The following is a 25,898-nucleotide window of genomic DNA, read 5'->3' on the forward strand; positions in this document are numbered from 1 at the left end:
TCGATCAGAAATGGGTGAATGTCAGGCCGACCTTGTAGGTCGGGCCGTACTCTTCGTATTGGCTGTTGAGAGAGCGATGGCCGGCATAGACGAAGTACGGCTGATCGGTGAGGTTTTGCGCCTCGAAACTGACTTTCAGGTTCTTGGTCAGCGAGTAGCGAGCGCTGAAATCGATGAAGGTCTGGCCGTCGACGTACAGGTCATGGTCCTTGTCGCCAATGGCCGCCAGCTCATACAGATAGGCCGACTTGTAGTTGGCCGACAGACGCAGGCTGAGCTTGTCGTTTTCCCAGCCAAGCATCAGGTTGCCGACCGTATCGGACTGGCTCGGCAGATCGATATCGCGCTTGCGGTTGGTGCCCGTGCTCTGGTCGAAGCCCTTGATGCTGGCGTCCGAGCGGCTGAAAGTAGCGTTGGCGCCCAGCAGCAGGCCATTCCAGGGCGCAGGCAACCAGTCGAGTTTCTGCGAGTACGCCAGCTCAAGACCATACAGCTTGGCCTTGTCGCCATTGGCGTAAGTGTTGGCCTCGGAAAAACTCGCCCACTGCCCCGTACCCGCCAGATCGGTGTTGTAAACGAAATTCTGGATATCCTTGTAGAACACGAAGGCCGAAACCGTGCCGGCGCGCCCCATGAAGCGTTCAATGCCCAGGTCCAGGTTGCTGGACTCCAGTGGCTTGAGGTCCGGATTGCCGAAAGTGGCTTCGTCATCATCGATCACAAAACCCGGTGCCAGTTGCCCGAAGGTCGGACGCACAACGCTTTTGGTCCAGGCGGCGCGCAACTGGGTGTTCTTGTCGATCTGATAGCGTGCATGCAGGCCCGGCAGCCAGTGGTGGTAATCGCGTCGGGTCTGGCTCGACTCGAACACCCCGTCGCGTACGCCGGTTCCCTTGGCTTCCATCTCGGTGCCTTCGTAGCGAAGGCCGGCAATGAAGCGCCATTTATCGATATCGATGGTGTTCATGAAGTAACCGGCGTTGATGTCTTCACTGATCGTGAAGTCATTGGCCCGCGACTCCGACTCATCGTAGAAGTCCGCAGCATTCAGGCCACCCAGCAACCCTTTGATGGCGCCGGGACTGATGCCGTTACCGAAATTACCCAGCCGGTAATCGATTGTGCCTTTCTGGAATTGCGTCAGATTCAAATCACTGGAAGTGAAACCCAGCGTATCGAAGTCCTCGTATTTCCAGACCTCCAGATCGTTGGTCTTGTCACGCCGGCTGACCTTGCCACCGAACTTGAATTGCGAGGCATACCCCTTTAAGTCGTAATCCCGGGCCAGGTCCAGACGCAGGTTCTTTTCCTTGTCCCTGGTGTTCTGCTTTTCCCAGTCCACCTTGTCGAGAGTGAAGTTCGAGGCATCGTAAAAAGCGGAGCCGACAATCGGGCGCGGCGTTTCAGTGTCGTAGAAACCGGTGTTGGCGAAGTCATTGTTGCCCACGAACGTGGCGCCTGCGATATGGCCAGGGCTGTCTTCGCTGGACTCGCTATAACCGGCCTGACCGCTGACAGTCCACAGGTCGTACATGCGCTCACCGCCGAACACAAAGGATTTGATCTCCTGGGTTTCAGTGCGCGCCTTGAGCTTGCGGGTGCCTTCGGCATCGCCCAGCGTACCGGCGCTTTGCGCATCGGCGAACTCGAAACCATTGGTGGTACGGACTTCATCGTCCTTGAAGCGGCTGTACAAGGTTCGCAGGTAGAAACTGCTGACATCATCCGGCTTGTAATCGAAGTTCAGACCGCCGCCAGCACGCTCGCGGCTGATGTCATAGTTGCGCTGCTCGAACTCTTGCAGGCTCCGGCCATCCCAGGCACCGCCCGTTTCGACGTTGTCAGAACCGAAGTCGCGCTTCTGCCAGCTGAGAGCCGCCGCGACACCGAAGTTGTCGATGCCATCACCCAGGCTAAAGCGATTGCTGGCCGCGCCGGAAAACTTCGGGCTGGTCTGGCCGCTGTTCTTGTCATAACTGGCTTCGCTGCTACCGGTATAGAACAACCCCTTGTGATCGAACGCCGAAAGGCTCTCGACATCCACCGTGCCGCCCAGGGAGTTGGCGTCCATGTCCGGCGTCAGGGTCTTGATGACAGACAGCGATTGCACCAGCTCCGAGGGCAAGACATCCAGCGCCACTGCGCGACGGTCACTTTCCGGTGCCGGTACGAGTGTGCCATTGATGGTCACGCTGTTCAGGTCCGGGGCCAGGCCCCGCACCGTCACGAAACGGCCTTCACCCTGATCGCGCTCAACGCTGATGCCCGGCAGACGCTGCACCGCTTCGGCAACGTTCTGGTCCGGCAATTGGGCCACGCCATCGGCATGCACCACGCTCTTGATGCTGTCCGAGGAGCGCTGTTCCTTGAGGGCCTGATCGATACTTGCCGCCTGCCCCACCACCTCGACATGCTCGATGGCATTGACTTCGGCAGCCTGAAGCCGCTCGTTGGCAATCGCCAGGGCCAGTGCGCTGAGTGCGTAGCCGACCAGTTGTGCCCTGCTGCGGCGCTTGTACATGTCTGTCCTCTCCAGGCTTCACGATGGGCCAGGCAAATGACCCGGCAACTGGAGGCGCAAGCTAGAGTCCAGGCGTGACGGTTCTGTGACAGATAACGCCGAAAACCCCTGAAATTGAGGGTTTCAGGGGTGAAATGAGCTGATTTGACTTTGGGTTGTGGGGAGTCTTTGGAGCTTCGCGAATGAATTCGCTCCTAAAGCCCCGGCAGGAGCGAATTCATTCGCGAAAAACAGGCACACACCATGAGCTGATTCGACCCTTTGCGCCGTCACCCAACTGTCACAGTCATCTGTTCTGCTGGCCGACATTCAGCGCTCCAGGAGCCCGTCAGGCCATGTTCAGCATCCTCAAACCCCACCGCGGGAAACTCGCCCTGCTGATGGTCGCGGCCAATATGGGGCTGCTCGCATTCCTGGCTTTTGGCGATATCAAATACGTCAGCGAATGGAAATGGCTGGATATCATCGGCGAAGGCGGCTCGGCGCTGCTGGCCTTGACCTGGCTGTTTCTGGTGTTCAAGAGCCGCCCGGCCGGTCGGGTAACCAATTACCTGTCCGTGGGCCTGAGCTGCGTATTCTTTTCCTGGTGGATCGATGCGCTGGACGAGTTCATCCGCCTGCCCAAGGAAATCGGCTGGGACCATTGGCTGGAGTCCGGCCCGATGCCAGTGGGTTTGATTCTGTTGACCATCGGTATCTATCACTGGCACCGGGAACAACTGGCAATCAGCGCACAGATGGAAAAGCGTGAGCGCGGCTTTCGCGAGCATCGGCTGTTCGACAAGCTCACCCCGCTGGGAAGCGCCGATTACCTCAAGCGCCAGTTGGTGCTCAGCCTGGAACAGAGCCAGCGCCAGCAGCAACCCCTGTCACTGGTGGTGGTGGATATCGACAATTTCAGCGCCATCAATCAGTCGTTCGGTCATGGCGAAGGCGATGAAGTGCTGTCGGCCCTCAGCCATCTGCTGGTGCTGAACCTGCGTCGCCAGGATCTGCTCTGTCGTCTGGCGGGTGACCGGTTTGTCGTGCTGCTGCCCAATACCGGCGAAAGCCAGGCAAAACTGTTTGCCCTGGAGTTGCAGCAAGCCGTTGCCGGGCTGGCCCACAAGACCCGGCAACAGGGTGAGCGGCTTCATCTGTCAGCCAGCACTGCCGCCGTAATGGCCATGGACGAAACACCCGAAAACCTGCTCAAGCGCCTGAACCTGTCACTGGCCCGCGCCCGGCAACCTCTGCCGCGAATAGCCTGAGGCCTGCCATGACCATCAAGAGCGACTGGTACGAAACCGACAGCCGATTCATTCCCGGCCATTACCAGCCGGCAACGCTGATTGACCTGGCGTTGTCGCGCGCTATCGACAGCCACCGCCTGCTCAAAGGCACCGGTCTGTTCTACGAGGACATCATTGCAGGCAAGACACGCCTGAGCCCGCAACAATTCTTCGCCCTGATCGGCAATGCCCAACGGCAGATGGGCGCCGATGACACCAGCTTCCTGTTTGGCCAGCGCCTGTTTCCCGGCCATTACGGTGCAGCCAGTCATGCCTTGCGCCATGCCCGAAATCTGCATCAGGCTCTGGAAATCCTGATCCAGCAGCAGGCGCTGCTCAGCCCGCTGCTGACGCCGCGCCTGGAACTGGACGAGCACTATGCCTATCTCTACTGGCTGGACAGTTGCGGCGCAGGCGAGCAGCAGCGGTTTGTGCTGGAAGCCGGCATGACCGCGCTGATCGCGATGAGTCATCTGCTGGGCGGTGAGCGTCTGCCCTGGGAATGCAGTTTCTGTCATGACGAGCCACGCTACGTCGAGCAGTACTGGGTTCATCTGGGGGAAAACACCTCGTTCGGGCGACCACTGGACATGATGCGCCTTCCCAGAGAATGCCTGACCCGTCCATGGCCGGGCGCGTCTCCGATTGCCGGGCAAGTCGCTCAGCAGGAAGCCAGCGCACAACTGGAAACGCTGGGCATGTACGCCAGCCTGCTGGACCGGATCTACCGTTATCTGCGCGATAACGTGCGTGAAGCACCGAACCTGGATCAGGTCGCCCAGGCTTTCGCCATGAGCCCGGCGACCCTCAAGCGCAAACTGCAGAAACACGGCACCAGTTTCCAGGCCCAGCACGATCTGGCCCGCAAACACGTGGCCCTGCACCTGTATCAGATCAAGGGTATGAGCAATGAAGCCGTCGCCGAATACCTGAACTTCAATGACCCCGCCAACTTCCGCCGATCCTTCAAACGCTGGACTGGCAGTACCCCGAAACTGATCCAGCGCCTGTTCAATTTCGACTGAAAACGACCTGAGAATGGCCTCTGCCCGCCCTTCATGAAGTTTTTTCAATTATTTTCTGAAAATTTCCCGCGCTGCCCCGTCCTTTGACTCGCACATAACATTGAGATCAATTCTCATTCAAAAATGCGGGTTTTAAGCCCGTACGGGGACGTGGGATGACACCGAACACTCAGCCATCGCGAAGCCTGGGCACAGCGATTCGCAAACACCTGAATCACGCCACACAACTCAGCGCCTTGAGCCTGTGCTGGATGATCAGCAGCCAGAACGTAATGGCCAGCGAACCGCTGAGCGAGCGTGAGCAAATCCTGCAAACCCGCCATAGTTTTGATATCTCGGTACAAGAACTCTCGGCCGCGCTGATCAGCTTCGGCCAGCAGAGCGGCCTGCAAGTCAGCGTCGACCCGGCCTTGCTGGGCAACCGTTACTCACAAGCCGTACAAGGCCAGATGAGCAGCGAACAGGCCCTCGCGAAACTGCTGCATGGCACTGGCATCGGCTGGGGCTATGAAGATGGCAGCCTGGTGTTTCACCTGACCCGGACCAGCGGCTTCGATGCGCCGATGGAGTTGCAGAGCACGGTGGTGCTGGGTGAGCCGGTAGAAAACAGTTTCCAGGGACAGACCGTGATCGGTCGCAAGGCCATCGAAGCCTTCCCCGGTGCCAATGGCGACATCACCACCCTGCTGCGCATGCACCCAAACGTGCAATTCAACAATGCTCAGCAAAGCTCCAATTCTCCCGGCGAAATCGACCCGGCGGATATCAGCATCAACGGCGCCAAGTTCTACCAGAACAACTTCATGATCGATGGCATCTCGATCAATAACGACCTGGATCCGGGCGAGCACGACTACAACTCCATTCGCCAGTTCGACTCGGCACCCAGCCGTTCACACGGCATTGCGCTGGATGCCGACCTGCTCGAAGAAGTTCGCGTTTACGACAGTAACGTCCCCGCTGAATACGGGGGCTTCAATGGTGGTGTGGTAGACGCCATTACCCGTAAACCCACCCAGGAAATGCATGGCAAGATTTCAGCGTCCATGACACGCTCGGAATGGACCAAATACCACATCAGTGGCGAGGACCAGGAAGGCTTCCAGACCTCCACGGACGAGCAATACCAGCCTCAGTTCGAGAAAACCACTGTGCGGGGCACACTGGAAGGTCATCTGACAGAGAACTTCGGGGCCATTCTCAACTTTTCCCAGAAACGGGCCACCATTCCGCTGAATGTCTACGATAACGGCTACAGAAGTGATACCAGCCCCAATACCAAAGACCAGACACGCCGTATCGACAACTACCTGCTCAAGACCTACTGGAATGCCAGCGAGCGACTGACCCTCGATACCTCGCTGACCTATGCCCCGCAGGAAAATTTTTACTTCCGGGCCAACCGCATCAACTCCGGCTTCACCACAGAAGGCGGTGGCTTTCAGGGCGCGATCAACGCCAAGTGGCAAGGTGACAATGCCGTCTGGACCAATAAACTGGCGCTTACCAACCTGAACAGTTCGCGGGATGCCGAGTCAGACGAATACATCAACTGGTACTTCTCGACCGTAAAGAACTGGGGCAACCCCAACAGCAACACAGCCCGCAGCGCCGAGGGCTCGTCCGGGTCGCTCGAACAGACACAGCGCGGCATCACCTATAACACCAAGGCCGACTGGTTCCCGATCCAGATTGCAGGCACCACTCACAACTTCACGACAGGCATGGAGTTGTCACACCAGGTCGCAACCTGGGAACGCCTTGACGACGTGACCTCCGCAACCACATTCCGCCGGGACAATGTCGCCACGTGCGCCGGTAACGACTCGCTTTGCTCGATCGGCAGGATGCTCAATGGCAACATCCGGCAATACGCCACACGGATGACCACCTATGAAGCCGGCAAGATTGAACTGACGGAAAACAAATATGCCTTCTTCGCCCAGGACAAGATTGAAATCGGCAAGCTGACCCTGCGTCCAGGCGTGCGCTTTGAGGGCGACGACTATATGGAGAAGAAGACCATTGCTCCACGCTTTTCCGGCGACTACGACCTGTTCGGCGACCGCAGCACCGTGCTGGTCTTTGGTGCCAACCGTTACTACGGCCGCAACCTGTTCAAGTATCGGCTGGCAGACGGACGCGGCACGCTCAATACCAGTTATGCCCGCGAAACCCAGACCGGCGCCTGGGTAGGAACCCGGCAGGCCAGCACCAGCAAGTTCACCTCCCTTGATGTTCCTTATGACGACGAACTGACTCTGGGCATCGATCAGCGCTGGCTGGATACCGACTTTCGTCTGAAATATGTCAACCGCAAGGGCAGAGACAAGATCAATCGCTCATCGGCTCGTGTCCAGGGATTGGCAGCCGAGAACGGCTATGCGACCGAATACTTCACCTACACCAACGAAGGGATGAGCGAAAGCGACAACATCACGCTGAGCGTCACCCCTTTGCATGAACTCAAGTTCCAGGGCACCCGGACCAGCGTGCAGATGGCCTTCGACTGGTCCCGTACTCGTGATGCCTATGGCAACTATGACGATGCCATCAACTCCGAGTTGTATACCAACGAAGATGTGATCTATGACGGCAAACAGATGAAATACAACGAGTTGCCTGCCAGTGACTTCAACCGGCCCTGGACAGCTCGCATGACCACTATCACCGAGATACCGCAACTGAACCTGACCTGGAGCAACTTCTTTCGCTACCGCGGTGGCTACGACCAGATCATCAGTACAGGCGATGACGTGACCATTGATGGCAAAGACTACTCCGTGTACGAAACAGCCACCGTCAAGGCAGCCCCTACCTGGGACATGCGCCTGGACTGGGAACTACCCACCGGCAAGGATCAGGCCGCATTCGTTGCCGTGGACGTGACCAACGTTGCCGACAAGGTCAATCCGATAGTCAGCAACAGTGCCCGCACCACCTATGAAACCGGTCGCCAGTACTGGCTCGAAGTCGGCTACCGCTTCTGACCTCTGCGTAACCGATTGATCAAACGCTTTAACCGAGATACCTGATCTGATGAAAAAAATAATCATGAGCCTGTCGGGCTTGCTGATGCTGAGCGCCTGCGCCCAGTTTCCCGGCAGCCCGCAAACACAGGCCTGGGACGCCCAAGTCGTACGCGGTCATCTGAGCAATGGCCTGGAATATCGTCTGGTACGTGAAGTCAGCCAGCCCGGCCGAATCGATGCACGTCTGGCCGTCAAGGCCGGTTCCGTGGATGAAGAGGATGACCAGGTGGGTGTCGCCCACCTGGTCGAGCACCTGAATTTCTACAGCCATGCCGGACAAGGCGAGAACATTCGCAGCCTCATGAACCAGTGGGGCTGGGCTCAGGGGCGTAATTACAACGCCATGACCAACTACGACCGCACCCTGTACATGCTCAGCCCTACCGGCGGCACGGCCCAGACCGAGCAGGCCTTGCAGGCGCTTTCGACCCTGACCCTGGCCCATGATTACACCGCGGAAAATCTGGAGCAGGAGCGTCCGGTCGTCATCGAAGAATGGCGCGGCGGCCTGGGTGTCGCCCAGCGCATGAACGATCAGCGTACCGCCTCACAACGCATCGGTTCACGCTACCCGGAGCATCGCACCATCGGCAACGAAGCTGCGATTCGCTCGGCCACGCTGGCTGAACTCAAGAGCTTCGGACAACGCTGGTATGTGCCCAACAATATGGTGCTGACCATTGTCGGCGATATCGACCCCGCGACCCTGCCCAACCGTATCGAACACTGGTTCGGCAAGGCCAGGCCAGGGGCATTGCCCGAGAAAAGCTACCGGGAGCTGCCACTGGACAAGCAACTGAAAATCGTCCGCCTGCAGGACAGCCAGAGCGGTAGCAATCAAGTGGCCTTGCTGTTTCGCCTGCATGAGCCCGACAGTCGTGCGCCTACCCAGGACGGCCTGCGCGAACGCCTGATCGACCGCATTACCCTGTCGGCCTTGCTGGACCAGTTGCGTATCCAGCCTCGGGAAACCGGCGTGCGCAGCCTGACCGTGCAGAAAAGCCTGATCGGCGACTACTCCAGCGTTCTGGGCATTGCTGCGAGCGTGGAAGGTGACGCTCACCAGGCGGCATTGAAACAATTGCTGACGGAAATCGAGCGGGTGCGGCGCTATGGCCTGCGTGATACCGATCTGCGTCGCGAGAAAGAAGAAATACGCGCCGTCGCGCAAAAGATGCTGGCGAAAAACGAACCACGCACCTTCGAGCAATGGATCACGGACCTCAACGATGCAACGAATCAGAATCGCATCGTCTCCACCAAACACGACATCGCTTCGCAGTACCTGAAAGCGCTCGACACCGTCGAACTCAAGGACCTCAACCAGCGCCTGAAAAGCTGGACCGACAGCCCGGACCGGGTCCTGCAACTCTCGGCTCCCGGCCTGAAACCTCTGACCTTGCCCACGACTGAGGCTGTAAACAGCCTGATGGCACAGGTCCAGAGCAGCCCGCTGGACGCCCCGCAAGCCGAAGCTGCCACCGTCTCGACAGAACCCGACGCCCTGCCCGCCTTGCCTGCGGCCACGGCCAAAGGACAGGTCGTGAAACGCAAGGCATTCGCCGAGCAGAAAGTCGAATACTGGCAGTTGAGCAACGGCGACCGTCTGGTCTGGCTCAAACGCAATGGCGACAATGACCGACTGCTGATGAAAGCAGACTCCAGCGCCGGGTTCATGACCGCCGAGATTCCAGCCTGGCGCAGCCAGATGGCGGCGCAATTGACTGGCCAAAGCGCTCCACAAGGCTGGAACGAAGAGCAGATCCGCCGCTGGCGCAGCGAGCAAGGGGTGAATCTATCCCTCGATCAGGAAGCAGACCGTCTGCAAATGGATCTCTCGACAATAGACGCCAAAAAGGACATTCCCGCACAACATCGCCTTCTGGCCATGCTGCAAGCCTATCGCCTGAGCCAGTCGCCAGCAGGCATCGACAGCGAAGCTTTCGAGGAGGCGCGAGACGAGCTGATCGGGCGTCTGTCGCGCAATACCGACAATGTCCGAGAGCTACAGGACAAGGCCCTGCGCAAGCTGCAATACGGCCAGGACAACTGGCAGACGCCAACCATCGCCCAATTGCAGAACGTACAGCCTGAAGAGCTGGATAAGGACTGGAAACGCCTGAGCCAGGCACCGGTGACTTACTACCTGATGGCCGATGTGGACGTCAGCGTTCTCCAGCCTCTGGTGGAACAGGAACTGGCTGGCATTCCTCGCGGCAAGGCCCTGAAGACCAGCCAGCAACAGCAGCGCAGCGGCTACCACGCTCAGGAACTGGCCATCGGCATCGAACCTCGTGCCGTGCTGCAAGCCTTCAGCTATCACCCGCGCACCTGGACACCGGTGGACGCTGCACGAGTCGCGACCTTGCGGGACATAGCCCTCGCCGCCCTCAAACAGCAGCTTCGGGGCGAAGCCTCGGGGGTCTATCGACTGAACTTTGACAGCACGCTCAATCAACAGACCCAACGCATTGAAAGCAGCCTGAATTTCAGTACCGATCCGGCCCGTGTCGAAGAGCTTTGGCAAATGGCCAAGGCCACGCTTGCCGGGCTGTCGAAAACCATCAGCGAAAAAGACATCGCTGCCGCCCGCAAGAACCTGATCCATCAGGAAAAACTGCGCCGCGACGATCCGCAGACCCAGATGCGCCGCCTGATTCTCAGTGATCGTTACTGGGGTGATCCGCGCTACCTGAGCCAGCAACAGCAATTGCTCGACGCCCTGACAGTTCCGGCGCTCAAGCGTCTGGCCGGTGAGCTGTTCGATCAGCAGAACCTGGTCCAGTTCCGCCTGCTGCCTGCACCGAAAGAGGCGGGAGCCGGTCAATGAAAACCCTGAAAACCTTCTATGCCCTGGCCAGCCCCTACTGGCTGGACCGCAGGCAATGGCTGTCGTGGGTGTTGCTGCTCAGTGTGATCGGCATGGGCTTGCTGGTGGTGCAGATCAACGTCTGGATCAACGCCTGGAGCAAGACGTTCTACGACACCCTGGGCGAGTTCAAGACCGAAGCGCTGTACTCGCTGATGGGCCAGTACTGCCTGTACATCGCGGGCTACGTGGTGATCGTTGTCTACCTGGAATGGCTGCGCAAGGCATTGGTGCTGCGCTGGCGCCGGGCGATGACAAAAACCACCATCGACGCCTGGATGCAGGGCCAGGCCTACTATCGGCTGGGGCTGACCGGCGAGCCGGATAACCCGGACCAGCGGATTGCCGAGGACGTGGACCTGCTGGTGGATCGCAGCGTCGAGCTGCTGGCGTCGTTCATCATCAACCTGGCTCAGGTGCTGGCCTTCGCAGGCGTGCTATGGAACCTCTCGGGGGTCCTGAACTTTCAGGTGCTGGGCCATGACATCACGATCCATGGTTATCTGCTGTGGGCAGCCGTGCTTTACACCGTGCTGGGCACCGCGTTCACTCACTTTCTCGGGAGCCCGTTGCAGCCGCTCAACTTTCAGCAGCAGCGTTACGAAGCCGACTTTCGCGCCAGCCTGCTGCGCAAGCGCGACCATGCCGAGCAGATCGCGTTGTATGGCGGTGAAGCCGTCGAGAAACGCCAACTGGGCGAACGTTTCGAACACATCGCCGGCAACTGGTGGCAGCTCATGGAACGGATGCGCAAGCTGCAGTTCTTCACCGTGAGTTATGACCGGGTCAGCCGCATCATCCCGGTCTTCGCGGCCCTGCCCGCCTTTCTGGCCAAGACCATCACTCTTGGTGGTCTGATGCAGATCCGCAGTGCCTTTACGGCGGTGCAAGGCTCGCTCAGCTGGTTTATCGACGTCTATCCACGCCTCGCCGCCTGGAGCGCCACGGTGGAACGGCTTGGCCAGTTTCAGCAGGCGATTGAGGCAACCCGTGGCCAGGTTCGCGAAATCGAGCGCACCGTGGCGTTGCGTATCGATGACCTGCAAATCCATCGCCCCGATGGCAGCGTCCTGCTGGATAACATCAATGCCAGCGCCACGACAGGCGAATGGCTGCGCATCGAAGGCCGCAGCGGTCTGGGCAAGTCCACTCTGCTGCGCACCCTGCAAGGCCTGTGGCCCTACTACCGGGGGAACTGGGAACTGCCGGGCGGATCGAGCCTGCTGATTCCGCAGCAGCCTTACCTGCCGCAAATGCCGTTGCGTCAGTTGCTGGTCTACCCGGCCACAGAATGCCCTTCCGATGCACGTCTTGTTCAGGTGCTGCATCAGGTCGGCCTGTCGAAGCTGGAACATCGCCTGGAACAGCAAACCGAATGGACTCGCGAACTGTCCGGTGGCGAGCAGCAACGCCTGGGCCTGGCCCGTGCCCTGCTGTATGCACCGCAGACGCTGTATCTGGACGAAGCGACCAATCAACTGGATGACCAGAGCGCCTGCCATCTGCTCAATATCCTGAAACAGGAACTGCCCGACACACTGGTGATCGGCATCAGCCATCAGCCCAGTGTTGCAAACCTCTTCCAGCGCAGCTTGAATCTGCAGGCCAGCCTCACACCCACCGCCGCCTGACTCCCGCCTCAAAAGCCGGGAGCGTCTGCTCCCGGTGCCTCTGTAAAAAATACAACGCAATGAATTAAAAGGATTTTTTGTAGGAGCGAATTCATTCGCGAGAGGCCCGTACATCCGAAGAAAATATATCGACTTCAATGACGTCTCGCGGATGAATCCGCTCCTACTCGACCCATAGAAGTATGACGACAACAAGGAATCCACCTCCCTTCCTGTATGATGACCTCAATAACACCCCATAAAAACTACGAATAATCGAAATAGTCATCACACCACTATTGACCGTTCTCTCGATATCTGCAAATAATCGCCCCAACGTTGTATGACGACATACGAATAATCTCCTTTATAAATACAAGACCAATGAAGGCCCCCATGAAAATCATCTCTGTCAGTGTCGATGTCTTTTCCTACCCTTCGCGGCGCGCTGTAGACAGCGCCGGCCACGCCCATCCCGGCGAAGAGAAACCGGTCAAAATGGGCATGCTGCGCATCGCCTGCGACGATGGCAGCGAAGGCTTTTCCTTTGGTGCGCCCGAGTTGATCCGCCCGCATATCATCGAGTCATTCGTGAAGAAGGTGCTGATCGGCCAGAACCCCATGAACCGGGAAAAGATCTGGCAGGAACTGGCTCACTGGCAACGCGGCAGTGCCAGCCAGTTTACCGATCGTGCCCTGGCGCTGGTTGAGCAGGCCTTGTGGGATCTGGCCGGACGCGCCCTGAAAATGCCCGTGTACAAATTGCTGGGCGGTTATCGAGACAAGGTGCTGGCTTATGGTTCGACCATGTGCGGCGATGACCTGCCGGGCGGTCTGTCCACGCCGGATGAATACGGCCAGTTCGCCGAGAAGCTGGTCCAGCGCGGCTACAAGGGCATCAAACTGCACACCTGGATGCCACCGATTTCCTTCGCGCCCAACCCCCAGATGGACGTCCAGGCCTGCGCCGCCGTACGCGAAGCCGTAGGGCCGGATATCGCCCTGATGCTCGACGGCTATCACTGGTACAGCCGCACCGACGCTCTTTATATAGGCCGCGAATTACAGAAGCTCGACTTTGCCTGGTTCGAAGAGCCAATGATGGAAGACTCCAGCGAATCCTATGCCTGGCTCGCCGCGAATCTGGACATTCCGGTACTCGGACCTGAAAGCATTGCCGGCAAGTACCACAGCCGCGCCAGCTGGGTCAGCAACAAGGCCTGCGACATCCTGCGCGCCGGTGTGGCAGGTGTTGGCGGTATCGGGCCATGCATGAAAGTCGCGCATCTGGCCGAATCGTTCGGCATGGACTGCGAGGTCCACGGCAACGGCGCAGCCAACCTGAGTGTGGTCGGCGCCATCAGCAACTGTCGCTGGTACGAGCGCGGCCTGCTGCACCCTTTCCTTGAGTACGATGACGTACCGGCCTACCTCAATACCCTGGTCGACCCCATGGACAGCGACGGTTACGTGCATCTTTCCCAGAAGCCGGGACTGGGCGAAGACATCAACTTCAGTTATATCGAGACTCACACCCTGCAACGTTACTGAACCGGCTGTACCACGAGGGGCGATCAGAGCGCCCCTCGTCAAAGTGTCTTTATAAATATAAAAAAGGACCGCCCCCATGAAACTCTGGCCCAAGCGCCTGCCCTGGCTGCTATGCCTCGCCCTCACGGCGACATTTCTGCACACCCCGCCTGCCACCGCACGCGGAGAAACACCCGTCGATCAATTGGTGATCGGCATGAGCATGATCAATCTCCTGTCCCTGGACCCCGCAGGCGCAACCGGCCTTGAGGTGTCGGAGGTCAACTCCAATGTCTACGACATGCTGCTGGAACAGGACGCCGCACGCCCGGACCAGTTGATTCCGGCTCTGGCCGAACGCTGGGAAATCAGCCCGGACCGCATGCGCCTCACCTTTCACCTGCGTCCTGGCGTGACCTTTCACTCCGGCAACCCGCTGACCGCCCAGGATGTCGCCTGGTCTCTGCAGCGTGTGGTCACTCTCAATAAAGCCCTCGCCTCCACCTGGAAAGCCTATGGCTATACGGCGCAGAACGTCACCCAACTGATGCGCGCCGAAGGACCGTCGACTTTCGTTCTCGACCTGCCCAAGGCCACCGACCCGTTACTGGTGCTCAATACCCTGGCGACTTCCCCAAGTGCTTTTGTGATTGATCGCGTCACGGCCATGCAAAATGCCCAGGGTGACGATCAGGGCGCAGCCTGGCTCACGACGCACACTGCAGGTTCCGGTGCCTTCAAGCTGGATATCTGGCGTGCCAACGACGTGATCCTCATGACCCGCTTCGACCAGTACTGGCGCGGGCCGGCCAAGATGCGCCGGGTGATCATGCGCAACATGACCGAGTCCCAGGCCTTGCGCCTGATGGTCGAACGCGGCGATCTGGATGTGGCACGCGGCATGGCCGCCACCGATATCAAGGCCCTGACCCGCTCTGAAGAAGTCAGCGTACAGACCATCCCTCGCGGCACGCTCTATTACGTGGCCCTGAGCATGGAGCAGCCGTTGTTTCAGGACATACGGGTTCGCCAGGCCATTCGTTCGCTGATCGACTATCAGGGCATCAATAACGTGGTGATGCCTCACTACGGCCTGATCAATCAGCGCCCGCTGCAACTAGGGCTGGCGGCGCGACTGGACGATCCGGGCTACAAGCTCAACGTCACACAAGCCAAACGCTTGCTGGCCGAGGCCGGGCATCCCGATGGTTTCAAGATCACCATTCGCTCACTCACCGACTCCCCGTTCATCAACATCGCCACCAGCCTGCAATCCACCCTTGCTCAGGCTGGCATTCAGGCCACGATCATCACCGGTACCGGCAACCAGATCTACGGTGCCATGCGGGATCGTCGCTTCGACATTCTGGTCGGTCGCGGTGGCGGCGGCGCCGAACGCCATCCCCATTCCAGCCTGCGGGCACTGATCTACAACCCGGACAACCGCGAGCAGGCCAAGCTGAGCAATTTTCAGGGCTGGCGCACCTCGTTCTACAACGCCGAGATCAACCAGTTGATCGAGCAGGCCGAGCAGGAACGCGATGCCGCCAGACAGCTCAGCCTGTACCAGCGCATCCAGACCCTCTACGACCAGAAGGCAGGCCCCATCATGCCGGTCTCGCAGATGACCGACGAAGTGGTGATCCACGCCGATGTCCGCCAATACCTGGGCCACAGCGCAGCCACCACGCGCCTGCGGGACGTCTACAAGCAACGCTGACCTCATGGGTTCAACGAAGGCAGGAATCATTATGTCGAGTGCATCATTTTCACTTTTGAGCAGTCGGGTCGCCAACGGCACCCGGCGCGGCGGATCAGTGGCGGCGACCCTGTTCGGACTGCTTTTGCTCACTTTCTTCATCGGTCGGGTCATGCCGCTGGACCCGGTGCTGGCCATCGTTGGGCCTGACGCCGACGCAGCCGCCTACGCTCAGGCCTATCAGGAGCTGGGCCTGGACAAGCCGCTCTGGACCCAGTTCGGTCTGTACCTCAAGGACCTGCTGCATGGGGATCTGGGCAAGGCGTTGCTCACTGGCCATCCGGTCATCGAAGACATCGCCCGGGTATTCCCGGCCACCCTGGAACTGGCGACCCTGGCAATTCTGTTCGGCGTGCTGATCGGCCTGCCGCTGGGCGTGTATGCCGCGACTCATCAAGGCCGTACCGGCGACCACATTGCCCGCGTCATCACACTGTTCGGTTACTCCACGCCGATCTTCTGGCTGGGCATGATGGCGTTCCTGGTGTTTTACGCCTGGCTGGGCTGGGCCGGTGGTGTCGGACGTATCGGCCTGGCCTATGACGGCCTGATCGAAACCCGCTCCGGGCTGCTGCTGATCGACACCGCCCTGTCCGGCGACTGGGAGGCCTTTCGCAGCGCACTGCGCCACATCCTGCTGCCAGCGGTGATCCTGAGTTTCAACTCGGTGGCTTACATCAGCCGCATGACCCGCAGTTTCATGCTCGAACAACTGTCGCAGGAGTACATCATCACGGCGCGGGTCAAGGGTCTGTCGCAGCGGCGAATCGTCTGGGGCCATGCCTTCCGCAACATTCGCGTGCAGTTGCTGACCATCGTCGCCCTGGCCTACGGCGGCCTGCTTGAAGGTGCAGTACTGATCGAAACGGTCTTTGCCTGGCCGGGCTTCGGCCAGTACCTGACCAGCAGCCTGTTGCTGGGCGACATGAATGCGGTGATGGCCTGCGTGCTGCTGATCGGTCTGATCTTCGTGATCCTGAACCAGATCAGCGATGCCCTCTATAAAGTCTTCGATCCGAGAACCCGCTGATGAATACGTCCATTGCAAGCAGCGCCAAACCCATGATCCAGGCACCCGCCTCAAGCTTCGCGGCCTTCACCGGCAGTTGCTCACGCCTGTTGCGCTTTCTGCTGCGCAACCCGATGACGCTGGCGGGCCTGATCGTGATCAGCACGTTGATGGTGGTCGCCCTCTTCGCGCCATGGATTGCCACTCACGACCCACTCGCCCAGGACCTGTCAGCCGCCCTGCGCACGCCAGGCGCACAGAACTGGTTCGGTACCGATGAATATGGCCGGGACGTGTTCAGCCGCCTGGTGTATGGCTCACGCATCACCCTGTACATCGTGATGCTGGTGACCGTGATCGTCGGCCCGATCGGGCTGCTGATCGGCACCGTATCCGGCTACTTTGGCGGCTGGGTCGACAGCCTGTTCATGCGTATCACCGATATCTTCATCTCGTTTCCCAGCCTGGTTCTGGCACTGGCGTTCATCGCCGCTCTCGGCCCAGGCCTGGAACATGCGGTGATTGCCATTGCACTGACCGCATGGCCGCCCATTGCACGCCTGGCGCGGGCTGAAACCCTGTCGCTGCGCAACGCCGACTTCGTGGTGGCGGTCAAGCTGCAGGGCGCATCGGCACTGCGCATCATTGGTCGCCACATCATCCCCATGTGCCTGTCCTCGGTGATCATCCGCCTGACCATGAACATGGCAAGCATCATCCTCACCGCCGCGGCACTGGGCTTCCTCGGTCTGGGCGCACAGGCGCCACTGCCGGAATGGGGCGCGATGATATCCAGCGGCCGACGCTACATGCTGGAAAGCTGGTGGCTGGTGGCAGCACCCGGCGCAACGATCATGCTGGTCAGCCTGGCGTTCAACCTGCTGGGTGATGGCCTGCGCGATGTTCTGGACCCACGCAGCGAATAACAAAAACAAGGTAAAAGCCATGTCACAGATAAAGCTTGCGGTAGAAGACTTGCGCGTCGAATTCACCAATGCTGGCAAGACAACGGCGGCGGTACGCGATGTTTCGTTCAATCTGGGTCGGGAAAAACTGGCCATCGTCGGCGAGTCCGGCTCCGGAAAATCCACAGTAGGCCGCAGCCTGTTGCGTCTGCACCCGTCGAGCGCCCGCATCACCGCCAAGACCCTGCGCTTCGGCGATATCGACCTGCTCAGTTGCAGCGAGAAACAGATCCAGGGCATTCGCGGTCGGCGCATGTCGATGATCATGCAAGACCCTAAATACTCGCTGAACCCGGTGATCAAGGTCGGCGAACAGATTGCCGAGGCCTATCTGGCTCATCACAAGGTTTCGGCACGGGAAGCCCGCGAACGCACCCTGGACATGCTGGCCAAGGTGCATATCCGCGACCCGGCACGGGTTTACGATCTCTACCCCCACGAGGTTTCCGGCGGTATGGGACAGCGAATCATGATTGCCATGATGGTGATCACCGACCCGCAAGTGATCATCGCCGACGAACCCACCTCGGCACTGGATGTCTCGGTGCGTCGTCAGGTGCTCAATGTGCTGGAAGAACTGGTCAGCGAACGTGATCTGGGGCTGATCTTTATCAGCCATGACCTGAATCTGGTGCGGCACTTCTGCGACCGGGTGCTGGTGATGTACGCCGGACGGGTCGTTGAATCCCTGGCGGCCAGCGAACTGGACCACGCCCGCCACCCGTACACCCAGGGCCTGCTCGCCGCCCTGCCCAGCCTGGATCGTCCGCGCGCCAGCCTGCCGGTCCTGCAACGCGATCCCCTTTGGCTCACCCACTGAGAATGATCCCATGGCAATGATCAGAGTCGATTCACTGAACCTGAGTTTTGGTACTGGTCCAGGACTGAATCAGGTGCTGCGTGACGTTAACCTGCAAGTCGCAGAGGGCCAGTCGTTCGGGCTGGTTGGCGAGTCGGGTTCGGGCAAGACTACGGTCCTGCGCTGCCTGGCCGGGCAATACCAGCACTGGACCGGCAGCCTGAGCGTGGCCGGCCGGGCGGTAAGCCGTCATCTGGACGCCAGTCATTACCGGACCGTGCAGATGGTCTTTCAGGACCCCTATGCTTCGCTGCACCCGCGCCACACCATCGATGCAGCGCTCAAGGAGCCCCTGAGCATCCATCGCATCGGCGAGCGCGACAGAAGAGTCTGCGAAGTGCTGTCACGGGTTGGTCTCAATGAAAGCTTTCGCTTTCGCTATCCGCATCAACTGTCCGGTGGTCAGCGCCAGCGTGTCGCCATCGCCCGGGCATTGATTCTGGAACCCCGCGTCCTGCTGCTGGATGAACCCACCTCGGCGCTGGACGTTTCCGTTCAGGCCGAAATCCTCAATCTGCTGGCCGACCTGCGACAGCAACAAGGCCTCACCTACCTGATGGTGACGCACGACCTGGGCGTCGTGGCGCACCTGTGCGACCGGGTTGCCGTGATGCAGCAAGGCCAGGTGCTGGAAACCCTCGACAGCAGCCAGTTGGTCAACAATCAGGCGCAGCACGAGTACTCCCGATTATTGATCCAGGCCAGCCGCGACATGGACGTGCGCCTCACCGGCTGAGCGGTCGTCGCCTGACGGCCTGAAAAACCGAACCCCGCTGACAGCGTGACCCCAGGCCATGACGGCTACGGGATTCGGCTGCCTGCGATTTGCTCCAACACACCCAGAACTTCAATCAAACAAGAATAAAAAAATGAAAAAATCAATCGCTCTGCTCTCCCTGTCCGCCCTGTTGCCATCTGCCTGGAGCTATGCCGACAGCGGCTATATCAACTATCGACATCAATACGCGGAAAGCACCCGCATGCACTCCGACCGGGTCAAGTTCGGCACACGCCTGGACAGTGGCTGGGGGTTTGAAGGTGAGCTGAAGTACAAGACTGCGGGTGACCGTCAGGATGTGGCCTTCGACAATACCGTCGGCAACGGCCATGAACTGACGATCAGCTATCAGCACAAACTCAACGACAGATGGACCGTGACGCCTTCCCTGGCACTGGAAAGCATCGAGAAGTCCACGTCTTACAAGACGGGCATCAAGGTCGGTTACAAGGTGAACGATGCGCTGAGCATTTCAGGCCGTTACCGCTATGACTCGATCAAGCTGGACCGGGACAGGATCAACGAATCCATGCCCGACAACTCGATGGACAACCAGTCGATCAACCGCTATGACATCTGGATCAACTACTCGACCAAGGGACCATGGACTTACGAGTACCAGCTCACCTATTTCGATACCGACTATATCCGTTACGACAACGGCACCAGCGATTACGAACAGAATGCGGCGTTCAAGTATCGCTGGAGCAAACAATGGGTGCCGTTCTTCGAGATCGGCGATATCAAGGTCGATTCCGAGGATGACAAACGCCAGCTGAGGTTGCGAGTGGGGATTCAGTACAACTTTATGTGATCCTTTCGCGAATAAATTCGCTCCTACCGCGGTGTAGGAGCGAATTCATTCGCGAACAAACCCTACTCGCTATGAGTACGCCGCAATCGGATGCGGCTGCCGTTGAGGTGCAGGTACATGGCCGAGCGGGCGGCATCCACATTGCCTTCGGCAATCGCGTTGTAGATCTGTCGATGTTCGGCATTGATCCCGGCCAGGTAGGCGCTGCGATCACTTTGCCCGGTGTAGGCGGAATTCATGCGGGTACGCGGGATCAGTTTGGTGCCCAGGTGTTTCATGATGTCGATCAGGTAGGCATTACCCGAAGCCTTGGCGATCTTGAGGTGAAACTGGAAGTCGGCATTGATCGTGGTCCCGGACTTTTCAGGGCCTTCAAGCAACGCATCGAAGGCACGCTTGAGCTCCAGCAAGGCTTCAGGACTGCGACGTTGCGCCGCCAGCCCGGCCGCTTCGACTTCAAGGCTGATACGAAACTCCAGCAGATTAAGCACATCGGACACAGTCGCAATGGTCGCCGGCCCGACCGAAAAACCTTCAGGTGGCGGCATGTCCAGCACAAAGGTGCCGACCCCGTGGCGCGTCTCGACAAGCCCTGCCGCCTGCATCCGCGACAACGCATCGCGCACCACCGTGCGGCTGACCCCTTCGGCCTCCATGATATTGATCTCGGAAGGCAGCTTCTCGCCACGCTGCAGCACGCCATCGCGCATGCGCTGGGCAAAGCGGTCGACCAGTGTTTCAGCCAGACGGCGATGGTTTTTCTGCGAGGAAACGACGTTGTCCGACATTGCAGCCTCAATTTGATCGAATGGCGCAGTATAGGCTGCGATCACGACACAAAACACGCCATTACTCCGGTTATACTCAGCCCCCCGACCCGGACCCGATCAGCCCGCCCATGGAACACCCTTCCCCTCCTACAGGCCGCCGCTCCAGCCTGACCCAGCAACTGGTCGCCGAGTTCTCGCGCAAGATCCGCGAAGGCGAGATCAAGAGCGGTGAAAAGCTGCCGACCGAGCAGGTCATCATCCGGGAAACCGGTGTCAGCCGCACAGTGGTTCGCGAGGCGATGTCGCGCTTGCAGGCCGAAGGGCTGGTGGAAACCCGCCATGGCATCGGAACCTTCGTGGTCGATGCTTCGCGCCCCCGGGACTTCCAGATTCCGGAAGCCATCTCCGGCAGCCCTCCCGATGCAGCAGCCATCATAGAGCTGCGCCTGAGCCTTGAGCCCGAGTCCGCCGCCCTCGCCGCCCAACGGCGTACACCGGAGCAGCTTGAAGCCATACGCAAGGCGCTGGACGAGCTGCATCGCTGCGACCAGAACGAAACCGATACGACCCAGGCCGATTTCGAGTTTCATCGCAGTATCGTGCAATGTACTGCCAACAGCTTCTTTACCGATGTCATGACCCAACTGGGCAACAGCATCCTGCCTCGCGCACGGGTCGGTTTCGGCAATGTGCCGTCATTTCAACTCATGGATGACCCGGATATCCAGCAGCGCGAACAGGAGCAGATCTACTCGGCCATCGCCCATCAGGATCGCGATGCGGCCAGGGCGGCGATGCGCCTGCACCTGATCAACTGCCTCCAGCGCTTTCGCGCAAAGGATTAGCCACTAAAAGGCTTATCGTTTACCATCGCGCCCCGTCGGTTTCCGAGAGGAACTAACAGGGAATTCGAGAGCCTCGCACCTGCGCGGCTCAAACGAAACTGCCCCCGCAACTGTAGGCATCGAGCCAACTCCATGACAGCCACTGGTGATTTCCGGGAAGGCTGGAGCAAAGCAATGACGTGCCAGTCAGGAGACCTACCGACCTGCAACTTTACTGACCGGCGGGGTGTCCGGGAAGGACATCCGCGCGCCGGTTCATGGCTGCCTTGCCCTGCCTTCCGTGCAGTGCCGGGGATGTGTTTCCTGTCTGTACATTGCGCCCTGCACGTACGAAACGGAGATCGCATTACATGTCACTGCCTCGCCTTGCCACACTCATCGCCGGTCTGAGCCTGTCCACCCTGAGCCTTGCCGCTCCCACTCAATACCCGCTCACTGTCGAAAACTGTGGCATGAAGCTGACGTTCGAGCATGCGCCGCGCAAGGCAGTGACCATCGGCCAGTCCGGGACCGAAATGCTCTACGAACTGGGGCTGGGCGACAAGCTGGTGGGTACTTCGCTGTGGTTCAACGATGTGCTGCCGCGCTTCAAGGCGCAGAACGACAAGGTCGAGCGCCTGGCGGACAACGACCCGAGTTTCGAGGCCGTCATCGGCAAGCGCCCGGAGCTGGTGGCCGTCCAGCTTGAATGGATGGTGGGCGCTCAGGGCGTGGTCGGCACCCGCCAGCAGTTTCATGACTTGAAGATCCCGACCTACATCATGCCGTCCGACTGCGAAGGCAAGGACAATCTGGTAGGTGCCGACGGCACGCGCCTGGAGCCCTTCCGCATCGACACCATCTACAAGAGCATCGAACAACTGGCCCGGATATTCGACGTACAGGATCGCGGTCAGCAACTGGTTGCAGAACTGCGCAGTCGTCTGGCCCATGCGGTCGCCAACGTCAAACAGAACAAGGAGCGGGATGTGTCCGCAGTGTTCTGGTTCTCCAGCGCAGATATCAACATCGACCCTTATGTGGCAGGCCGCAAAGGCATTCCGGACTTCATGCTCAATAACCTGGGCATGCGCAATATCGTCGAGTCCGATGAAGAGTGGCCGACCGTGGGCTGGGAAACCATCGCCAAGGCCAATCCGGACATTCTGGTGATCGCGCGCATGGATCGCCGTCGCTTTCCGGCCGACGATTACCGCAAGAAACTCGAATTCCTTAAATCCGACCCGGTGACCCGCAACATGGAGGCGGTCAAACATGACCGTATCGTGATCATCGATGCCGATGCCATGCAGGCCAGCATCCGGCTGTTCACTGGCATAGAAGAACTGGCCGAAGCCGCCAATCGCTACAACGCCGGCCAATGAAACTGGTCACCGCGCTCGGCCACACGCTCTGGGTTACAGCGGTTCTACTGCTGGCCATTGTTGCGGGCGCTGCCATCGGTGAAACCAGCATCAGCCTGCCTGTGGTCTTCCAGGTGCTGGCGAACAAACTGTGGGCTGCCGGCTATGTGCTCGACCCCATCGATGAAGGGATTGTCTGGAACTACCGGCTGACCCGCTCCATCGTGGCGGCGGCCTGTGGCGCGGGGCTGGCGATTTCCGGTGTGGTGCTGCAATCGTTGCTGCGTAATCCGTTGGCCGATCCCTATCTGCTGGGCATCTCCGCCGGCGCCTCGACGGGCGCTGTGCTGGTGGCGATTCTGGGCCTGGGCGCCGGAGCCATTTCCATGTCGGCGGGAGCCTTCGCCGGAGCGGTGGCGGCCTTCTCGCTGGTCGCCCTGCTCGCCCGTTCTTCCCATGGCCCGACCGCAGCCGGGCATATCATTCTGGCCGGGATCGCCGGGTCGCAGCTTTTCAATGCCCTGACCTCGTTTCTCATCACCAAATCCGCCAGCGCCGAGCAGGCACGAGGCATCATGTTCTGGCTGTTGGGTAACCTCAGTGGCGTGCGCTGGCATTCGGTATGGCTGGCGGTGCCGGTGGTGCTGATCGGCTTGCTGGTCTGCCTTTGGCATCGGCGCGCACTGGATGCATTCACCTTCGGCAGCGATTCGGCAGCGTCCCTCGGCATCCCGGTACGGCGCGTGCAAATCGTGCTGATCGCTTCGGCAGCGCTGGTCACGGCAGTGATGGTATCCATTGTCGGCTCCATCGGTTTTGTCGGGCTGGTGATTCCCCATGCCGTGCGCATGGTCGCCGGAGTCCGCCATGCCCGGCTGGTGCCGCTCAGCGCCTTGTGCGGCGCACTGTTTCTGATTGCCGCCGACATCCTGTCCCGCACCCTGATCAAGGGCCAGGTCTTGCCGATTGGCGTCATCACCGCACTGATCGGCGCACCCGTTTTCGCGATGATTCTTATCCGGGGGAAAACCACACGATGAATGCCTTTTCGCCCATCCTCGGCACGCCGGTACTGCATTGCTCAGGGCTTGGCTATTCGCTCAAGGACAAGGCCTTGCTCAAGGACGTGAATCTGAGCATTGCGCCGGGTGAAACCCTTGGCATTGTCGGCCCCAACGGTTCGGGGAAGTCGACACTGCTCAAGCTGCTGTCGGGCCTTCAGTCGCCGTCCAGCGGTCAGGTTCAGCTCAATGGGCAGGCACTGGCCAGCATGAAGCGCCGCGATATCGCCCAACTGTTGGCGGTAGTAGAACAACAGGCTGAAACCAGCGACGCAATCACCGTACTGGACGCCGTCGAATTGGGCCGCACGCCTTGGCTGTCGGCCCTGGAACCCTGGAGCGACAGCGACGACACCATCGTTCGCCAGGCCTTGCAGGATGTCGGGATGCTGCATCTGATCAAGCGCGCCTGGCATACCCTGTCCGGCGGCGAACGCCAGCGCACCCATATCGCCCGGGCACTGGCGCAACGGCCGCAGATCCTGTTACTGGACGAGCCGACCAACCATCTGGATATCCAGCATCAACTGTCGATTCTGGGGCTGATCAGGTCTTTGCCTGTCACCACCATCATTGCCCTGCACGACCTCAATCAGGCGCTGGATTGTGACCGTGTGGCAGTGATGGAAAACGGCCAGATGGTTGCGCTGGGCAAGCCTGTGGATGTGCTGACACCCGAGCGTTTGCATAGCACTTTCGGCGTCAGGGCCCACTGGCTGACCGATCCGTTCGATGGTGCACGAATACTGCGTCTGCGGCCTTGCTGACCACGAACACCGCTTCGCGAATGAATTCGCTCCTACGCGGGTAAACCGCGCCTTGGCTGAATCCTTACTGAGGCCATTGCTCCAGCAGCATTGCCACGAATTTTTCGGCAGCAGGCGACAGTGATGCGCCACGCCGTGAAACCAGGCCCAGGGTCCGGTCAACCACCGGATCTACCAGCGGAACGCTGACCAGGGTCGGATGCCCTTCAGCCGGCATCGCCAGGCTGGGCATGGCGGATATGCCCAGCCCCGCTTCGACCATGCCCAGCGATGTCGACAGGTGCTGCACTTCATAGAACCACTTTGGCCGCCAGCTCAACCCGGCCAGCGCATGGTCGAGAATCATCCGGTTACCGCTCAGGCGGCCAACACCGATCAGGCGATATTCACTGAGTTCGATCCAGGAAACCGACTCCCGCTTTGCCAGTTCATGATCGCGCCGACAGGCGAGCACGAAAGGCTCTTTGACCAGCGGCACGAACTCGATATCCGGGTGTTGCCCGCTCATCATGTTGATGCCGAAATCCGCCTCCCCTCGCAACACGGCTTCCAGCCCTTCGTTGGCACTGAGGTCCAGCAGGCGGATGCGGATCTTGGGGTAACGCTCGTTGTACAGGCGGATCACGGAAGGCAGAAAGTAGAAAGCGGCCGTGGGAATACAGGCAAGAGTCACCTGGCCAATCTGGCGCTCTGCCAGCTCCCTGATATTGAGAATCGAGTCCTCGAAATCATCCAGAAGCCGTCGCGCCTTGGGGAAAAAATCGCGGCCGACACTGGTCAGGCTGACCCGGCGAGTGGTGCGATCCAGCAATGAGGTGCCCAGACCCTGCTCCAGCTTCTTGATTCGCCGGGTGAGCGCTGGCTGGGAAATATGCAGCACTTCAGCGGCTTCATGGAAGCTGCCAAGTTCAGCGATTTTCACGAACGATCGAATATCTTGCAGCTCATATTCCACATTATTTTCCTTTTGGTGGATTGCGATGGGCCTTCAAGACCAGCGAGTTATTATTTACCAAAGTGGAATAATAGCTACGATCTTTGCATTGGATACGCTTAAAAATCCATGGGAC

19 protein-coding genes and 1 riboswitch are annotated in these 25,898 nt (G+C 59.5%); of the genes, 16 read left to right on the top strand and 3 right to left on the bottom strand.

Translation table 11 applies throughout. From position 1 onward, the window contains the following. Positions 1-4: 4 nt before the first annotated feature. Positions 5-2,521, bottom strand: a complete 2,517-nt coding sequence (locus JL015_RS04725) for a TonB-dependent receptor (RefSeq protein WP_201017630.1) — start codon at positions 2,519-2,521, stop codon at positions 5-7. 335 nt (positions 2,522-2,856) lie between these two features. On the opposite strand from JL015_RS04725, the gene JL015_RS04730 reads away from it, so the two are divergent. The 12 genes from JL015_RS04730 to JL015_RS04785 all read left to right on the top strand — a co-directional run bounded on the left by JL015_RS04730 (position 2,857) and on the right by JL015_RS04785 (position 20,042). Beyond that, a complete protein-coding gene (locus tag JL015_RS04730) occupies positions 2,857-3,771 on the top strand; it encodes a GGDEF domain-containing protein (protein WP_201017631.1) in 915 nt (304 codons plus the stop codon). A gap of 8 nt (positions 3,772-3,779) precedes the next feature. After that, positions 3,780-4,817: an AraC family transcriptional regulator gene (locus tag JL015_RS04735; RefSeq protein ID WP_201017632.1), complete on the top strand. Its 1,038-nt coding sequence runs from the start codon at positions 3,780-3,782 to the stop codon at positions 4,815-4,817. 155 nt (positions 4,818-4,972) lie between these two features. Beyond that, positions 4,973-7,807 (top strand): TonB-dependent receptor, encoded by a 2,835-nt coding sequence (locus JL015_RS04740; protein ID WP_201017633.1) that lies wholly within the window; start codon positions 4,973-4,975, stop codon positions 7,805-7,807. Positions 7,808-7,856: 49 nt separating this feature from the next. Next, positions 7,857-10,679 (top strand): M16 family metallopeptidase, encoded by a 2,823-nt coding sequence (locus JL015_RS04745; protein ID WP_201017634.1) that lies wholly within the window; start codon positions 7,857-7,859, stop codon positions 10,677-10,679. Continuing rightward, positions 10,676-12,349: an ABC transporter ATP-binding protein/permease gene (locus JL015_RS04750; RefSeq protein ID WP_201017635.1), complete on the top strand. Its 1,674-nt coding sequence runs from the start codon at positions 10,676-10,678 to the stop codon at positions 12,347-12,349. Before JL015_RS04745 ends, JL015_RS04750 begins: the two co-directional genes overlap by 4 nt. Before the next feature lie 375 nt (positions 12,350-12,724). Then, a complete protein-coding gene (locus JL015_RS04755) occupies positions 12,725-13,879 on the top strand; it encodes a mandelate racemase family protein (protein WP_201017636.1) in 1,155 nt (384 codons plus the stop codon). Between the two features lie 76 nt (positions 13,880-13,955). Further along, entirely contained in the window at positions 13,956-15,578 is a 1,623-nt protein-coding gene (locus JL015_RS04760; RefSeq protein ID WP_201017637.1) for an ABC transporter substrate-binding protein, read from the top strand. Between the two features lie 31 nt (positions 15,579-15,609). Continuing rightward, positions 15,610-16,647, top strand: a complete 1,038-nt coding sequence (locus JL015_RS04765) for an ABC transporter permease (RefSeq protein WP_025259706.1) — start codon at positions 15,610-15,612, stop codon at positions 16,645-16,647. Continuing rightward, the gene (locus JL015_RS04770) at positions 16,647-17,552 is read left to right on the top strand and encodes an ABC transporter permease (protein ID WP_200985972.1); all 906 of its coding nucleotides are present in this window, start codon (positions 16,647-16,649) and stop codon (positions 17,550-17,552) included. The genes JL015_RS04765 and JL015_RS04770 overlap by 1 nt, the downstream gene beginning before the upstream one ends. A gap of 19 nt (positions 17,553-17,571) precedes the next feature. Further along, positions 17,572-18,411: an ABC transporter ATP-binding protein gene (locus JL015_RS04775; RefSeq protein WP_201017638.1), complete on the top strand. Its 840-nt coding sequence runs from the start codon at positions 17,572-17,574 to the stop codon at positions 18,409-18,411. 10 nt (positions 18,412-18,421) lie between these two features. Next, positions 18,422-19,186: an ABC transporter ATP-binding protein gene (locus JL015_RS04780; RefSeq protein ID WP_201017639.1), complete on the top strand. Its 765-nt coding sequence runs from the start codon at positions 18,422-18,424 to the stop codon at positions 19,184-19,186. Positions 19,187-19,319: 133 nt separating this feature from the next. Further along, positions 19,320-20,042 (top strand): oligogalacturonate-specific porin KdgM family protein, encoded by a 723-nt coding sequence (locus tag JL015_RS04785; protein WP_201017640.1) that lies wholly within the window; start codon positions 19,320-19,322, stop codon positions 20,040-20,042. A gap of 62 nt (positions 20,043-20,104) precedes the next feature. On the opposite strand, the gene JL015_RS04790 is transcribed toward JL015_RS04785, so the two are convergent. After that, the gene (locus tag JL015_RS04790; RefSeq protein ID WP_201017641.1) at positions 20,105-20,830 is read right to left on the bottom strand and encodes a FadR/GntR family transcriptional regulator; all 726 of its coding nucleotides are present in this window, start codon (positions 20,828-20,830) and stop codon (positions 20,105-20,107) included. A gap of 110 nt (positions 20,831-20,940) precedes the next feature. On the opposite strand from JL015_RS04790, the gene JL015_RS04795 reads away from it, so the two are divergent. The 4 genes from JL015_RS04795 (at position 20,941) to JL015_RS04810 (ending at position 24,828) form a co-directional block, all read left to right on the top strand. After that, entirely contained in the window at positions 20,941-21,657 is a 717-nt protein-coding gene (locus tag JL015_RS04795) for a FadR/GntR family transcriptional regulator (protein WP_201017642.1), read from the top strand. Positions 21,658-21,676: 19 nt separating this feature from the next. Further along, positions 21,677-21,874, top strand: a riboswitch (cobalamin riboswitch). A gap of 133 nt (positions 21,875-22,007) precedes the next feature. Then, positions 22,008-23,021 carry an ABC transporter substrate-binding protein gene (locus tag JL015_RS04800; RefSeq protein WP_201017643.1) on the top strand — a complete coding sequence of 338 codons (1,014 nt, stop codon included), beginning with the start codon at positions 22,008-22,010 and terminating at the stop codon, positions 23,019-23,021. Next, complete coding sequence (locus tag JL015_RS04805; protein WP_201017644.1) at positions 23,018-24,040, top strand: FecCD family ABC transporter permease; 1,023 nt, start codon at positions 23,018-23,020, stop codon at positions 24,038-24,040. The genes JL015_RS04800 and JL015_RS04805 overlap by 4 nt, the downstream gene beginning before the upstream one ends. Further along, entirely contained in the window at positions 24,037-24,828 is a 792-nt protein-coding gene (locus JL015_RS04810) for an ABC transporter ATP-binding protein (RefSeq protein WP_201017645.1), read from the top strand. The genes JL015_RS04805 and JL015_RS04810 overlap by 4 nt, the downstream gene beginning before the upstream one ends. A 64-nt stretch (positions 24,829-24,892) precedes the next feature. Here the strand turns inward: JL015_RS04810 and JL015_RS04815 are convergent, their stop codons facing one another. Next, a complete protein-coding gene (locus JL015_RS04815; protein ID WP_027901660.1) occupies positions 24,893-25,783 on the bottom strand; it encodes a LysR family transcriptional regulator in 891 nt (296 codons plus the stop codon). Between the last annotated feature and the right edge of the window lie 115 nt (positions 25,784-25,898).

The organism is Pseudomonas cichorii (genome assembly GCF_015471405.1).
Lineage (GTDB): Bacteria > Pseudomonadota > Gammaproteobacteria > Pseudomonadales > Pseudomonadaceae > Aquipseudomonas > Aquipseudomonas serbiensis.